16 protein-coding genes are annotated in these 15,675 nt (G+C 35.3%); 11 read left to right on the forward strand and 5 right to left on the reverse strand.

Going from position 1 to position 15,675, the window contains the following annotated elements; all coding sequences use genetic code 11:
• The first annotated feature begins 6 nt into the window (after window positions 1-6).
• From TE34_RS16360 to TE34_RS16380, 5 genes are all read left to right on the forward strand, one after another.
• A complete protein-coding gene (locus TE34_RS16360; RefSeq protein WP_047985896.1) occupies window positions 7-1,488 on the forward strand; it encodes a cbb3-type cytochrome c oxidase subunit I in 1,482 nt (493 codons plus the stop codon).
• Window positions 1,469-2,101 (forward strand): SCO family protein, encoded by a 633-nt coding sequence (locus TE34_RS16365; RefSeq protein ID WP_047985897.1) that lies wholly within the window; start codon window positions 1,469-1,471, stop codon window positions 2,099-2,101. Before TE34_RS16360 ends, TE34_RS16365 begins: the two co-directional genes overlap by 20 nt.
• Before the next feature lie 4 nt (window positions 2,102-2,105).
• Entirely contained in the window at window positions 2,106-2,669 is a 564-nt protein-coding gene (locus tag TE34_RS16370; RefSeq protein WP_047985898.1) for a hypothetical protein, read from the forward strand.
• Window positions 2,670-2,970: 301 nt separating this feature from the next.
• Window positions 2,971-4,197 (forward strand): putative glycoside hydrolase, encoded by a 1,227-nt coding sequence (locus TE34_RS16375; protein WP_047985899.1) that lies wholly within the window; start codon window positions 2,971-2,973, stop codon window positions 4,195-4,197.
• Window positions 4,198-4,344: 147 nt separating this feature from the next.
• Window positions 4,345-4,938, forward strand: coding sequence for a GNAT family N-acetyltransferase (locus TE34_RS16380; RefSeq protein WP_047985900.1), 594 nt, complete (start codon window positions 4,345-4,347; stop codon window positions 4,936-4,938).
• Between the two features lie 61 nt (window positions 4,939-4,999).
• Here the strand turns inward: TE34_RS16380 and TE34_RS16385 are convergent, their stop codons facing one another.
• Entirely contained in the window at window positions 5,000-6,310 is a 1,311-nt protein-coding gene (locus TE34_RS16385) for an ammonium transporter (RefSeq protein WP_047985901.1), read from the reverse strand.
• Between the two features lie 33 nt (window positions 6,311-6,343).
• Window positions 6,344-6,685 (reverse strand): P-II family nitrogen regulator, encoded by a 342-nt coding sequence (locus tag TE34_RS16390; protein ID WP_047985902.1) that lies wholly within the window; start codon window positions 6,683-6,685, stop codon window positions 6,344-6,346.
• A 347-nt stretch (window positions 6,686-7,032) separates the two neighbouring features.
• Here TE34_RS16390 and spxA point away from each other — a divergent pair, with 347 nt between their 5' ends.
• The 4 genes from spxA (at window position 7,033) to pepF (ending at window position 11,560) form a co-directional block, all read left to right on the forward strand.
• Window positions 7,033-7,428: a transcriptional regulator SpxA gene (spxA, locus tag TE34_RS16395; RefSeq protein WP_047985903.1), complete on the forward strand. Its 396-nt coding sequence runs from the start codon at window positions 7,033-7,035 to the stop codon at window positions 7,426-7,428.
• Between the two features lie 248 nt (window positions 7,429-7,676).
• Window positions 7,677-8,372: an adaptor protein MecA gene (mecA, locus tag TE34_RS16400; RefSeq protein WP_047985904.1), complete on the forward strand. Its 696-nt coding sequence runs from the start codon at window positions 7,677-7,679 to the stop codon at window positions 8,370-8,372.
• Window positions 8,373-8,458: 86 nt separating this feature from the next.
• Window positions 8,459-9,652, forward strand: coding sequence for a competence protein CoiA (locus tag TE34_RS20345; RefSeq protein ID WP_053075113.1), 1,194 nt, complete (start codon window positions 8,459-8,461; stop codon window positions 9,650-9,652).
• 93 nt (window positions 9,653-9,745) lie between these two features.
• Window positions 9,746-11,560, forward strand: coding sequence for an oligoendopeptidase F (gene pepF / locus TE34_RS16410; protein WP_047985905.1), 1,815 nt, complete (start codon window positions 9,746-9,748; stop codon window positions 11,558-11,560).
• 597 nt (window positions 11,561-12,157) lie between these two features.
• Here the strand turns inward: pepF and TE34_RS16415 are convergent.
• From TE34_RS16415 to TE34_RS16425, 3 genes are all read right to left on the reverse strand, one after another.
• Window positions 12,158-13,051, reverse strand: a complete 894-nt coding sequence (locus TE34_RS16415) for a ClpXP adapter SpxH family protein (protein WP_047985906.1) — start codon at window positions 13,049-13,051, stop codon at window positions 12,158-12,160.
• 21 nt (window positions 13,052-13,072) lie between these two features.
• Window positions 13,073-13,453 (reverse strand): globin domain-containing protein, encoded by a 381-nt coding sequence (locus TE34_RS16420; protein WP_047985907.1) that lies wholly within the window; start codon window positions 13,451-13,453, stop codon window positions 13,073-13,075.
• A 77-nt stretch (window positions 13,454-13,530) separates the two neighbouring features.
• Window positions 13,531-14,100, reverse strand: a complete 570-nt coding sequence (locus TE34_RS16425) for a CYTH domain-containing protein (protein WP_047985908.1) — start codon at window positions 14,098-14,100, stop codon at window positions 13,531-13,533.
• A 127-nt stretch (window positions 14,101-14,227) separates the two neighbouring features.
• Here TE34_RS16425 and TE34_RS16430 point away from each other — a divergent pair, with 127 nt between their 5' ends.
• Both TE34_RS16430 and TE34_RS16435 read left to right on the forward strand, forming a co-directional pair.
• On the forward strand, window positions 14,228-14,836 hold the full coding sequence (locus TE34_RS16430) for a GTP pyrophosphokinase (protein ID WP_047985909.1): 609 nt from the start codon (window positions 14,228-14,230) through the stop codon (window positions 14,834-14,836).
• 26 nt (window positions 14,837-14,862) lie between these two features.
• Window positions 14,863-15,663 (forward strand): NAD kinase, encoded by an 801-nt coding sequence (locus tag TE34_RS16435; RefSeq protein ID WP_047985910.1) that lies wholly within the window; start codon window positions 14,863-14,865, stop codon window positions 15,661-15,663.
• The last annotated feature ends 12 nt before the right edge of the window (window positions 15,664-15,675 follow it).

The raw sequence follows: 15,675 nt of genomic DNA on the forward strand, positions 1-15,675 counted from the left end.
TATGACATGAGTACTGTAATTGGAAATAATAAGCCTAAATCAAATAATAAATTAATTGGAACCTCGTTAGTAATTGGTGGAGTTGTTATTGCAGCTATGATGATATTCGGTATATTAATGCTTCTTGCACAAGGGGGAGTCATTAGTGTATCAGATGCCATGTTCTATCAATTCTTAACTATTCATGGTACCGGTATGATAGGTGCAGCAGCACTAGCTGCGGCAGGAGTGATGTGGTATTTCTTAAGTCGCTATGTGAATTTATCTAGAAAAGTCTTTATTTGGTTTTTAGCATTAGTTTTAATAGGTGTTGTAATGGTTGTAGTCGGAGTTTTCTCATTTAAATTTGCAAGTGCATGGACATTCTTATATCCACTACCAGCCATTTCAGCTAGTGCATGGGGTACAATAGGTGCACTATTATACCTTATCGGAATGCTAATTTTAGGAACAGGTTTCTTATTATTATATATTGATACAGGAAGAGCAATTATTAAAACATACGGAAGTCTAGGTAAAGGATTGGGCTGGGATGTTATTTCTGGTAAGAAGAGATTAGAAGATGCACCGCCTAAAGTTGTTGTAGCCAGTACAATGGTTACGATTGTTAATACGTCAGCTCTAATCGCTGGTGCAACCGTTTTAATTATGAACATAATCAATGTAATCAATCCGTCATTTACATTTGATCCTTTGTTAGCTAAAAACCTAACTTATGCATTTGGACATATCTTCGCGAATGCGATTATCTATATGGCTGTTATTGTTGTCTATGAACTATTACCGAAGTATGCAAATCGTAAGTGGGCTGTTACGAAGCTTTTCCTAGTTGCATGGACAATGTCAACAGTTTTCACTTTACTAATTTATACACACCATATGTTAATGGACTTCGCAATGCCAAAATGGATGCTTATCATGGGACAAGCTTTATCTTATGCTAATGGCTTACCAGTTCTAGTTGTTACTGCCTATGGAGCATTACAGGTTGTTCACAAATCAGGAATTAAGTGGGATATGGCATCAGGGTTAGCATTTCTTTCGATGTTTGGTTGGACAGTAGGGGTTGTACCAGCAATAGTTGATGCTACGATTGTTGTTAACCATGTCATGCATAATACGAAATGGGTACCAGGACATTTCCATATGTACATGGGATTAGGTGCGGTCGTTATGTTATTTTCCTTTATGTATTATTTAGCTAAGATTGATAGCAATGTAAAAGAATCAAAACTAGATAAAATTGCATTTTGGTGTTATGCATTAGCTATCTTCTCCGTAAGTGCTCAGTTTCTAGTCTCAGGTGCTTTAAGCACACCAAGAAGATGGGCTATTCATTATCCAGGTTGGATGACTCCAGCAGTATTCGGTGCAATCGCAGGAGTATTTCTAGTAATCGCAACTTCTATTTTCATTATTCATTTCGTACGGTATATGAAAAACAGAGGAACACTGGGAAGCGATATGAATGAACAAGAAACAGCATAATTTCTTAATATTGTGTTTGAGTATAATTATTAGTTTCCTATTATTCTACGTTGGAACAAATGGCTTCCAAGCATTTACAGCAGAAAGTGCCAGGGTGTATCGGCTTCTGGAAGAGAAACCTTCTTTCCCAGATGTAACATTGGAAGATAGTATGAACCGAGTGTATCCTTTTACGGAATTCAAGGGTAAATATGTCTTTCTAACGTTTATTTATACTTCCTGTACAGATGTTTGCCCTCAGTTAGAGATGAATCTAGCTGAGGTGTACCAACAAGTTCCTAAAGAACTTCTTGGTGAAGAGATAGTCTTTTTAAGTATCAGCTTTGATCCAGAACGAGATGACCCAGCTACCTTAGAAAAATACCAATTTTTCTTCAATAGTGATGGGGAAACTTGGAGAATGGCACGTATCACGGATGAGAATGAATTAACAGCTTTATTAGATGAATTTGGTGTTATCGTAATTCCAGACGGCTATGGTGGCTATAGCCATAATTCTGCATTCTACTTTGTTGGAAGGGATGGAGAATTGTTAGAAGTGATGGATTATAAAAAGATTGACGAAGCTGCTGTTAAGGTAGTTAATACACTTCAGAATGATATGGAGGGATAGTGAAATGAAAAAACCTTTAATAATAGGTAGTTCAATTTTACTCATACTACTAATTCCTCCAATTAGGGTTTATATGGAATCCATCATGATTATTCATATGCTGGTGCAATTACCTTTACTAATTATTGCTGGCTGGTTCCTAGGGGATTATATGATTAGCAAAATCCCTAAGGTATTTATTTTATCGAATGATAATGGTGTTCCTGGAATCATTCTATTTGTAGCTATAACGATGTTTTGGATGTTGCCAAGAACATTGGATGAAGCTCTAACATTTCCGATGTATGAACTGTTTAAATTTGTTAGTTTACCTATTTCAGGTATCTTGTTAGTGGATAGTTGGGGGAAAATTAATGATTTAGGAAGGATATTTATTTACCTCAACTACTTATCTATGTTCGCACTGATGGGATGGTTATATTTAGATTCTCCTATACAGATTTGTAATAACTATCTAGTGGACCAACAAAAAGTACTGGGTTGGGGATTTATATTTATCACAGCTATCATGGTATTATATGTTGTCCAATATGTATTTACCGATCAATCTGAATTAGAAGAAACATAAGATGTAGTACTTATAAGTACATGGAATGGGAATCCATTTCATGTACTTTTTTTACCATTATTAGCACGTTTTTGAGACGCGTAGACGGTTGGTATTTTTTCAACCTATCAAAAATAGAATTAATAATAAAATATAGCAACTCTTAAGTTCGACAATCTATCTGAAAAAATGACAAAAATCTAGTATTTGCCATTCAAATTATACTAGTTCTGCATTATAATAGATTTAAAGTGTTGCAATCGAAAAGTTGAGTTCAACTTCACGGGAGCAAACTTAACTAATTGATTAGGAGATTGATAGAATGAAAAACAAACAACTTAAGAGAATTTTAATCCCAGTTGTTCTCCTACTGGTTATTTCCCTTCCGTTTGCAATACCAGAAAAAAGTAGTGGGGACGAAGAATTATTTGCTACTGATCATTTGGAAAGACAGACATCAATCCAATTGCTAGAGGAGAATACGGATTTAAAACGTTTCGTATTCGATTCAGGATATCAATTTAACTATCCAGACGCTGTTCGTGGGATTTATGTAACGGGGCATTCAGCAGGAGGAAGTCGATTCAATACACTAATTGATCTAGTAAATAATTCAGACTTGAATGCAATGGTTATTGATATTAAAGATGATCATGGCTATATTACCTTTAAGCCAGGTGAAGATTCACCATTTGCAGATATCGGTCAAAATTATATAAAAGATATGCAAGAAATGATGAAAACACTTGAAGAGAATGAAATCTATCCAATAGCAAGAATTGTTGTTTTTAAGGATAGTGTATTAGCGCAAAAGAGACCGGATTTATCCTTTACAGAAAACGGTTCTGTATGGAAAAATCCTCGCGGAGAGTCATTTGTTAACCCATTTTTGAAAGAAGTATGGGATCATAACGTAGAAATTGCAAAAATGGCTGCAGAGATGGGATTCCAAGAGATTCAATTTGATTATGTCCGTTTTCCTGAGGGTTTTGAACGTCGTGATAGTGAGCTAGGTTACTCTCAAGGTGAATACGAAAATAGCGAAATAGATAATGTTCAACGACGTGTTCAGGCAGTAACAGACTTTGTTGCTTATGCTAGACAAGAATTAGAACCATATGATATTGACGTTTCAGTTGATATTTTTGGATATTCAGCTACGATACCAGAAGCTCCTGGAATAGGGCAAAACTTTTCCAAGATTTCTGAAAATGTAGATGTAATCTCATCTATGATCTACCCTAGTCACTGGTCTAATCATTACTTTGGTATTCCGTTTCCAGATACGGAGCCATATCGCCTAACGGAAGAATATGCCAAAGTCGAAAACGAGGTACTTTCTAAATTAGAAAACCCTCCAGTTTCTAGACCTTGGATCCAGGATTTCGAAGCACCATGGATCTACCATGGTACCGGGATTCCAGTTACCCAATACGGAAAAGCAGAGGTAGAAGCTCAAATTAGAGCCCTACAAGATAATGGAATTAATGAATATCTACTTTGGAATGCAGGTAACACATATACTGAAAACGTTGATTATACGCCATAATTTATCAAAAAAAGCGAAACTTTTAATAAAAGTTCCGCTTTTTTTCGTTTAACTACACATACTTATAATAAACAGCCCTAGGAGGCATTTAACAATAGCATATATTTTCGCTATACTTACTACTAGAACAGACGAAGGAGTAGATCCATGGATTGGTATGAGAAATTAAGCAAGTATTTTCCAATTGAAGAAATGAAATCAAAAGAGCATATGGAGCTTTTATTAAAAGAAAAAGGTGACGTTTATCATAAGGATGAAGGACCATCTCATGTGCTAATGTATGCAGAGTTTGATACGTTTATTTTTATTGATTATGTGTGGGTCTCTGCAAAAACAAGAGGACAAGGAATCGGCCATAAGTTAATCGAAAAACTAAAGCGAAGAAACAAGCCGATAATTCTTGAGGTAGAACCAGTTGATTATGACGATACCGATACTGAAAAACGTTTGCATTTTTATAAGCGAGAAGGATTCACACATGCTCAGTCAATCGGTTACAACCGTCGTTCCTTGGCTACGAATGAGGAAAATGCAATGGAAATCCTATACTGGTCTCCAAATGATGAATCGGAGGAAGTAATCTTCGAACAGATGAGAAAAATGTATGAATCCATTCATACGTATAAGGATAAAGAATTGTATGGTCAGGCTTATCAGCCTGTGGATGAAGTGCTAACATATGATGAAGACAGGGAGTCTCAGGATATTTTAGCCGGACTAGAAAAAAATCAAGTGAAGTAATAAAAAGCCCTTCCCAAGAAAAGTAATGGGAAGCGGCTTTTATATTTGATGGGTGACTCTTTTAAGTTATAGTATTTTCTTCGGGTTTCCCGACTGGAATACTATTTAAGCGGTCTGCCAATCCAAGTCTTGTATGTGGTAAATCTATTTCATTACCTGATAATAATGTATCCTTGAAATCATATGCATTGGATCCATGCTCCGAGAAATCAAGTCCAGCAATTTCTTCCTCTTTGGATACACGTATTGGTGCCACTTTGTTTAATACATAAGTGAATCCGCCAATTGTAATTGAGACCCAGAAGATGACAGCAAGTATGCCTATTGCTTGAATTCCAAGTTGTGTTAAACCATTTCCATAAAAAAGGCCAGTAGAAGTAGAGAATAACCCAATTGCAAGAGTTCCCCAGATACCTAGTAGTCCGTGTACTGTAATAGCTCCAACGGGATCATCAATTTTTAACTTATCATCAAAGAATCGAATTCCCTCCACAAGAAGTACACCTGAAATAAATCCAACTAAAATAGCTCCACCAAGCGATATTTCTGCACATCCTGCAGTAATCCCAACTAATCCAGCTAATACGCCATTTAAAGTTAAGGATGCATCCACTTTTTTATATCTAAACTTGGTATAAAGAGCACTCGATACTACAGCGGCTGAAGTGGATAATAATGTTGTACCAATTACCATAGGTACTAACGTTAAATCGGCTGCTAATGTGCTGCCTCCGTTAAAACCGAACCATCCAAGCCAAAGAATAAAAACTCCAAGTGCACCAAGGGGGATATTGTGGCCAGGAATAACATTAATCTTTTTACCGTTATACTTTCCTAAGCGTGGTCCCAAAATGAGTACAACCATAAGTGCTCCTACAGCACCAGTCAAATGAACAACAGTAGATCCAGCAAAATCTGTAAAACCTAAATTCGTTAACCATCCATCTCCTTGCCAAACCCAATTTCCAACAACAGGGTAGACAATAGATGTCATGATAGCAACAATTAGAATATAACTACCGAGTTTTATTCGTTCAGCTACTGCGCCTGACATGATGGTTGCACAGGTTGCAATAAACATAGCTTGGAAAACAAAGAACCCAATATCTTCCACACCACTGAGAAAAAATCCACCTAATCCAATTAAAGAACCAGTAGATCCACCAAACATTAATCCATATCCAATGGTATAGAATAATATTGCAGAAACACTAATCGTTAGGAAATTTTTCATTAAAATATTCAATGTGTTTTTAGATCTGGTAAACCCAGATTCAACCATCGCAAAACCTGCATGCATAAAGAATACAAGAATAGCACCTAACATTATCCATACAAGGTTAATCGCTAATTCTAATTCTTCAGTACTCATTAAAACCCCTCCTTATTAAGATAAGTTATTGACTTACAAAAATGCTCGAGCTCCGCTTTCCTTTGTTCGGATACTAATTACTTCATCGATAGGGTGTATGAATATTTTTCCATCGCCAATTTCTCCGGTACTACACGTTCCAATAATAATTTTCACAATGTCCTCTACCTGACTGTCTTCAACAACAGTTTCTACTTTTAGCTTAGGTAATAATTGAATTTGAAAAGTAGTTCCTCGGAATAGACCTTTTTGACCAATCTGTTTACCAGTACCAGCAGCTTCTGTAATAGTCAACCCTCCGATGCCTAATTCATTCAAGCTGCTATGCAAAGATTGAAACTTTTCGGGACGTATAATTGCTTCTATTTTTTTCATGTGCTCCCCTCCTTGTGTTAGGTTTCCTTACATTTAATTTTATCTAAATATTATAATAAAGGTTTTTTTCTAAAAAAACAAGGAAAAATTTATTTTTTAAGATATTTATGTTAGAAAACATAACATAACGGTATGTAATTGGCAGGGGAGGGGTTTAATCAAATAGAAATAAGGGTAATTTAGAATTAAAAGGGTATAATTTGTGACATAGATAAATAAGGTTGAAGCATCTGTTATATACTTGACAGATATAGTATACTTATATTAATAAGTTATTTAAACTTATTATAATTTAATAACTAATTAAGTTTACATTATTTGTAAATAGTCATGAGGAGTGAAGTAAGATGGTAACACTTTATACCTCACCGAGTTGTACATCCTGTAGAAAAGCTAAGACATGGTTAATCGACAATAACATTCCTTTTACGGAGCGAAATATGTTTTCAGAAGCTTTAACGTTAGAAGAAATTAAAGAGATACTTCGTATGACAGAGGATGGTACGGATGAAATCATTTCTACTCGTTCAAAGGTATTCCAAAATCTGAATATAAATATCGATCAACTGCCTTTAATGGAGTTATACACTCTAATTCAAGAGCACCCAGGGTTATTAAGAAGACCTATAATAATAGATGAAAAAAGACTACAGGTTGGCTATAATGAAGATGAGATTCGTAGGTTTTTACCAAGAACAGTACGAACTTTTCACCTAGAAGAAGCTAGACGTATGGTGAACTAATCGTAATCGTGTGGATTAAAAATGAAAAGCGCAGATCTATTTTTGATCTGCGCTTTTGATATCTTGTTTTATAGGTGACAAAATAACTAAATTAAGTTAAAATAATATTTTAAATCATGATATCTAGGCATATTAATTTTCATTATGCAATATGCTAACATACAATATATATAAGAATAGGAATTCTTGTTTCAATAGATAAGGTAAGTACTAGCTCTGCCTATTTAAAAAAGAAGGGAGAGAATTACATGGAAATCGAAAGAATTAATGAAAATACGGTCAAATTCTTTATCTCTTATGTAGATATTGAAGATCGAGGCTTTGAACGGGATGAAATTTGGTACAATCGCGAACGCAGCGAACAGTTATTTTGGCAAATGATGGACGAGGTAAATTATCAAGAAGACTTTCATGTAGATGGCCCTTTATGGATTCAAGTTCATGCCTTAGAAAAAGGATTAGAAATTGTTGTAACAAAAGCACAGCTCTCAAAGAATGGAGATAATTTAGAATTTCCAATTGATGAGGATGGCTCTACAATAGATATCCCGGTTGATGAGAAAGTTGAATCATTCTTAGAAGATAAGTTTGGTAAGAGTGAAAATGAAAATAATGAATTAGAAGAAAATCTAATTGAAGAAAACCTATGGATTATTGCGAGCTTTAACGACTTTGAAGATGTCATTCAGCTGAGTCATCATTTCCAAAATGATACGGGAAGTGAAGAAGAAACGCTATACTTCTATAATGGCAAGTACTACCTATATATGGAATTTTCTCAGGATGTCTTAGATGAAAATACACAAGAGGATATCATATCAAGAGTATTTGAATATGGCGATGATTCGAATATTACCATTCATATGTTAGACGAATACGGTAAGAAAATAATTGATACAAATACGTTTACGGATATACGTACACACTTCCCAGCAAATATTTAGGATACCTTTAGAGAGGTATCTTTTTTTTCTTTTATAAGCAGGATTTTTTTCACCTTTATCGAAATATAATGATGGAGGTGATTTTTTTGCTTCAAGCAAAATTTAAGAATGGAAAATTGCTTACCTTGTTCCAGTTTACTAAAGGAGAGATTGAAAAGCTTCGATCTGACTCCGACTTTTATTGTCCAGCTTGTAATGAGAAAGTTATTATTAAGGCGGGTCCCAAAATGATTGCTCACTTTGCCCATCAAAGTACAGCGAGCTGTCATATGAATGAACGTGGGGAGGGGGAATACCATGAAAAAGGTAAGATATTACTTTACCAATGGCTATTGAGACAAGGATTGGATGTCTCAATAGAAGCTTATATATCGCCTATTAAACAAAGAGCGGACATTCTTGTGAAGATAAAAGGTAAGAAAATTGCTATTGAATTTCAAAGTTCCAGAATCCCAATTCAAGACATAGCTAAAAGAACATATGGCTATTTGCAAGAAGGAATTCAGCCGATATGGATATTAGGTGCGAATCTTCTTCAACGTACTGGTAAGAACATGCTAAAGGTTGATCATTTTACACTTCAGTTTTTACAGCAATATAACCAAACTCCTGCACCATTTCTATATTTCTTTGATCCCGAATCAACAACCTTCATTACAGCAGCAAATTTATTTCAAACTAACAATAATCGAATGATTGCAGACTTGACCATTAGAAAGCTCGATAAAATTACTTTTCTAGACCTCTTCAAGTTCCCCACTATGTCCTATGACCTTATTGTAGAAGTATGGAAAAAGGCAAAATCTAGGTTTAGATTGTATCAACCAAGAAGATTATATGGTAAAGAACTAGCTTGGTATAAATGGATTTATTATAAGGGTACACATCGTGAATATCTATCTTCCCTTATTTATCTACCTGTAATAGCTCAATATAGAATGAATACACCGCCTTGGGATTGGCAAAGTCGTATATGTCTAGAAGTCATTGATCCTCTTCCAAAAGGTTCCGCGTTTTCTCTGCTTACATGTCGTTTTCAATTACAAAAATCTCTCTCTAAACACGTTCCTCCATTGATTAAATCCACTAGAGACCCTATTCTTGAATATCTTCAATTATTATCCTACTTTCAAATTATTAAACAAAAGTCTAGTAATGTATTTATAAAATGCAATGAAGTTCCATATTACACAAGTCTTGAGGACGCTATTGTAGGCGATAAAAAAATAATGAACGAACTTTCACAACTATTCAAGTCAAAATACGAGCATGATTCATAAATGATTCGTTATACTAAATAATATAGTAATTATGTAGGAATTTTTTAATTTTTGCCGAATTACTATATGGATAGATGTAAAGGAGGAATTACGATGGCAAAGGCAACAAAAGAGCTTCAGTCAAGAAATGAAGTGCCCGTGGAAAGAACATGGAGATTAGAGGATATCTTTGCAACAGATGAAGCATGGGAAGAAGAACTGAATAGCTTGAAACAAGATATTCCACAAGTTGCAGAATATCAGGGAAAGGTAGCAGATTCTGCTGAATCTTTGTATAACGTACTTAAGTTACAAGATGAATTATCTGCAAGACTAGGAAAGCTATATACATATGCGCATATGCGTTATGATCAAGACACTACTAATTCATTCTACCAAGCCCTAAATGCAAAAGCAGAAAATGTTCTAACATTAGCACAGAGCTCGATGAGTTATTTAGTACCAGAAATCTTAAAAATGGAAGAATCTACTATTAAAGCTTTCTTAGAGCAAAAAGAGGAATTAAAGCTTTATGAGCATGTTTTAAATGAAATTATTAGACAACGTAAACATGTGTTAAGTGAAACAGAGGAAGCACTTCTAGCAGAAGCTTCAGAAGCATTATCAACTGGCTCTCAAACATTTGGTATGCTTAACAATGCAGACTTGAAATTCCCTACGATAAAGAATGATAAAGGGGAAGAGGTAGATTTAACACATGGTCGTTATGTAGGATTCCTAGAATCTAAGGACCGTCGTGTGCGTGAAGATGCCTTTAAAGCAATGTATCAAACTTATGGGCAATTTAAGAATACATTTGCATCTACATTAGGTGGTACTGTTAAAACACATAACTTCAATGCAAAAGTGCATCATTATGACTCTGCAAGACAAGCAGCATTGGATAATAATAACATTCCTGAAACAGTGTATGACAACCTAGTGGAAGCAGTAAATGAAAGACTTCCTTTATTACATCGTTACGCAAAACTACGTAAAGAAGTTTTAGGTGTTGAAGAAGTTCATATGTATGATATGTATACATCCCTAGTACAAGATGTAGACATGGACATTCCTTATGAAAAAGCACAAGAATATGTATTAGAAAGTATAAATCCACTTGGTGAAGAATATCTTGCTGTTATCAAAGAAGGGTTTGCTAATCGTTGGATTGATGTAGAAGAGAATAAAGGTAAACGAAGTGGTGCTTATTCATCTGGAACTTATGGAACTAACCCATATATTCTATTGAACTGGCAAGATCGCGTTAATGATTTGTTTACATTAACACATGAATTAGGTCACTCTGCGCATAGTTATTTCACTAGAAAGTTCCAACCTTACCGTTATGGAAACTATTCTATCTTTGTTGCGGAAGTAGCGTCTACGGCGAACGAAGCATTATTAAATGATTACCTATTAAACAACCTGGAAGATGAAAAGCAAAAGCTTTACATTTTAAATCACTTCCTGGAAGGTTTCCGAGGAACCGTATTCCGTCAAACTATGTTTGCCGAGTTTGAGCATGAGATTCATAAACGTGCCCAAGCTGGAGAAGCCCTTACTGCTGATTATTTAACTAAGATTTACTATGAATTAAACAAGAAGTACTTCGGTCCAGACGTTGTATCCGATGAAGAAATTGGCTTAGAGTGGGCTAGAATTCCTCACTTCTACTACAATTACTATGTATATCAATATGCAACTGGATATTCAGCAGCAACTGCATTAGCTAGCAAGATTCTTGGTGGGGAAGAAGGATCTGTTGAACGCTACCTTGATTTCTTAAAATCTGGTAGCAGTGATTATCCGATTGAAGTATTGAAAAAAGCTGGTGTAGATATGACGTCTAAACAACCAATTCTGGATGCTTTAGATGTATTTGAAGCAAAACTTACTGAGTTTGAACAGCTTTTACTAAATAAATAAAAGAATGGATGGTCAAATGACCATCCATTCTTTATTAGTTTAACAACGCTGGCTATTCTTTTGTAGATAAATGAAAAATACTACCTCATACGTCCACGGTATTTATTTCTATGGGTAAAAGAAAAAAGAGTAAAATATATACAGAAAAATAGTATTGGTAATGTGAAATAAAGTGGGATAAGCTGCATTAACCCAAATAAATTAAGCAAGACCGCAAAAAAGGTAAGGATAATGAATAGGTATGGAAGTAATTCTCGCATAAGCTAACTCCCCCTTATACATCAAATCTGTCTATTATATATATATGAACAAGGGTGAAATAATAGAAGTGACAAATTTGTGAAATGAAGTACAAACTTATTGCCAAATTATCTTGAGGCTGATATATTATATATGTGAGATGAATCACAAACAAAACCCCTTTGTTTGATCATGAAACTTTCTCCCATCCCCCTTTGTTTTAATACAAAGAAGTGAGAAAAGAAGGATATACGCTGCCCCGTATATCCTTTATTTTTGTCAAAAAACAAGAAAAACAAGAAAACCAAGGAAATCCTTGGTTTTCTTGTTTTCTATATAATGTGAATGATTTCGTTATTATTTTTTAATAAATCTCCAGAATGATCCATGTTTTGCAGGGATTTTTTCTACAATTTGCTTAAGTTGTAGTTTCTTCATTTCCCGCTCTGCTTTTTCCACCGACCAGTTATATACGACAGATACCTCTTTCGTTGCAACTACACCATAACCTTTCACAAATTCCTCTAGCGAAGGATGTTGAGAAGGAATTGGAAGATGGTCAAGCATTTCACTTAATACCCGTACATAAATCTCGTAAGGATACAGTCCAGAAATTTTAATACCTTGCTCCTCGATATTTCGATGAAAAAAGACCATTGTTGGCATATAATCAATATCCATTTCATGGTTTAATCTATAATCCGATTGTAAGGCTTTCTTTGCGGTGACAGAATATAAATCCCTACGAAACTCTTGTAAGTCGAGTTTTGCTGCCTTTGCGCAATTCAACAAAACAGCTTCATCTGAAATATCCAGCTTTTTAAGGAATAAACTTTCTTGTACTTTTCGTAAGAATACCTTTCCATAACGTATACCTTGAAACTCGGCAGCCTTTATGGCTAAATAGGCTTTCTTAGGTGAGTGAATCGGATTCTCTAGCCATAAGTCACCATCACAGCTCATACCAGTTCTGGAAGCGGTACGTTCCCATATTTCTCGAAGTTTTCTTGGTTGGTTAAAGTCATCATGGTTAAGTGGTTTAGAAGAACCAGAAATAATTGGTCTTATGGTAAACAAACGTCCATATTCAATTGATAGCTTTTTTAAATACGGCTCAAGTGACCAGCATTCCGGGCACATCGGGTCGATAAATACATAAATTTCAATTGGCTTTTTAACAGTATCGCAACTATATTCGGACGATGTGTTTGCTCTCTGTGAGCTAGCTAGCTCAAGTAGTTCCCAACTCACATCGATTCTCCTTTCTTTGGTTCATGGTTCAGGTGTATTCATCATATGATTGGCTGTCATGGTCAACCTTTCAAATATAGCTGTTCGGTATGGTTCTTCAATTCGTGCTTCTTCTAATGCTGCTTCCATGCACTCTAACCAAGCATCTCTTCTAGATGGGGTAATTTCAAACGGTAGGTGTCTTCGTCTCATCATGGGATGTCCACGTTCTTCGGTATAAAGTGGTGGACCACCGAAAAACTGAGTTAAAAATAAACTCTGCTTTCTTGCAGTCTCTGATAAATCCTCGGGAAAGATAGGTATTAACTTAGGATGGCTTCCAACACGTTTATAAAATGCCTGGACAAGTCTCTCAATTGTTTCAAATCCACCTATTGCCTCATATATTGAACGATGATTCACGATAAATTGACTCCTTCATAATTGTGTCTATATTGTAGCAACAAAAATTGACGTTGGGCAAATAATCTGATTATCTATCAGTTCTCTAGACTTTGAAAGAAGCGAGCAATCTTGTTAGGAGTGTCTTTTTTATCGATTCCAAAGGTATGAAGTATGGTATCCATAGCTTTTAATCCAGACTCTTTGTCAGTTGCCTCTATTTCTAGTTCATAATCTTCCTGATCATGATATTTACTATGATCAAGGACGTAGATTATTCCTTTTTCTTTATATTCTCTACGAGTAGTTTGAAGACTTCCATAGTACTGCAAGTCTGATACTTCAATTCCCATATTATTTAATTGTTTGGTTGTATATTCTTTCGGAATGGGATTACCATTCATCCATTCTCTAGCTTCTTCGTCAGTTAATTCATCATGTGTTTCCAATAACCCGTCCTGATAAGGTTGCTTTAATGTTAATTGATACATATCCTTCTTTTTTCTAATACGTAATGCAGAGCCAAGTGTTCGAAGTCTTAAATCGGGTGTTTCGAAATAATAATTGATTTGCTCCTGACCATTAGGGAATGGGAGCTTCGTTAAAAGGAACTCATACTCCTTTTTTGTTAGTAGGTTTTTAAACTCAATTTCTATCTCTTGTGCCATGATGTTCCTCCTACTTCCTATTAATTACATTGATTATGGCTAATCTGAAGTAAATATGCAAAGAATATCTATTTACTTTGTGTTAAAATAAAGACGAATTATGTCTATAGTCACAGGTGGTGTTTATATGAATTGGGAAGCAATACTTGCACCATATTCACAAGTTGTAGAAGAACTAAAAGTAAAGCTAAAAGGAATGCGCCGACAGTTTGAATATGAAGCTAGGCATTCACCAATAGAATTCATTACAGGTCGTGTTAAACCTGTTCAAAGTATTTTAGAAAAAGCGGAAAAGAGAAAAATTCCATTTGATCGAATCGAAGAAGATATTCAAGATATTGCAGGTCTTCGAGTAGTTTGTCAATTTGTTGATGATATTTATACCGTTGTTGACATGTTAAGGTCAAGAAAGGATTTTAAAATTATCGAAGAGAAGGATTATCTATCAGAGAAGAAGGCGAGTGGTTATCGTTCATTTCATATGATAATTGAATATCCAGTAGAGACGATACACGGCAACAAAGTGGTTATGGCAGAATTGCAGATTCGGACGATGGCCATGAACTTTTGGGCTACGAATGAGCACTCGCTAAATTATAAGTACAAGGGAAGGATCCCGGTAGATATTAAGAAAAGGTTGCAACGTGCTGCAGAGGCAGCCTTTAAGCTGGATGAGGAAATGTCAAAAATAAAAACAGAAATACAAGAAGCTCAACGGATTTTTCATCGAAAATAATCGAGTAGTATAGGGAGGGTTTAACGTTGAAGTTTAAAATAATTTCCAAGGGAGACGAACGATCAAATAAAATTAAAGTGAAGATGAAGCAGCATTTAATTGATTTTGATCTGATTTATGATAGAGCAGAACCAGATTTGGTAATCTCTGTTGGGGGAGATGGAACTTTTCTAGAGGCTTTTCATCGATATAATCATCGTCTGAGTGAAACAGCATTTATCGGAATACATACAGGTCATCTAGGATTCTACGCAGATTACGTACCCGAGGAACTGGAAAAATTAGTTATTGAGATAGCGAAAACACCATATCAAATCGTGGAATATCCATTATTAGAAGTTATTATCCGTTCGAAGACAGGGAATAAGGTAGATACTTACCTAGCACTGAATGAGGCAACCATTAAAACGCCGGAAAGTTCGGTTGTTTTTGATGTTGAAATCCGCGGGGAACGCTTTGAAACATTCCGTGGGGATGGCTTATGTATCTCAACACCTTCCGGAAGTACGGCATACAATAAAGCATTGGGCGGTGGAATCTTACACCCGTCACTCGAAGCAATTCAATTAACAGAAATGGCTTCTATCAATAACCGAGTATTTCGAACGATCGGCTCTCCTTTAATTTTACCAAAGCACCATACCTGTTTATTAAAGCCGATTGTCGATCGAAGCTTTTTTATTACGATTGATCATAATACACATAATTATACAAATGTGAAATCCATTCAATGCAGAGTTGCGAAGGAAAGAATCCGTTTTGCAAGGTTTAGACCATTTCCTTTCTGGAATAGAGTAAGGGACTCATTTATTAATGATAATAATTAGTGATTAGGTGAA

The sequence above is a fragment of the Ornithinibacillus californiensis genome, from assembly GCF_001038485.1.
GTDB classification, from domain to species: domain Bacteria; phylum Bacillota; class Bacilli; order Bacillales; family Amphibacillaceae; genus Ornithinibacillus; species Ornithinibacillus californiensis.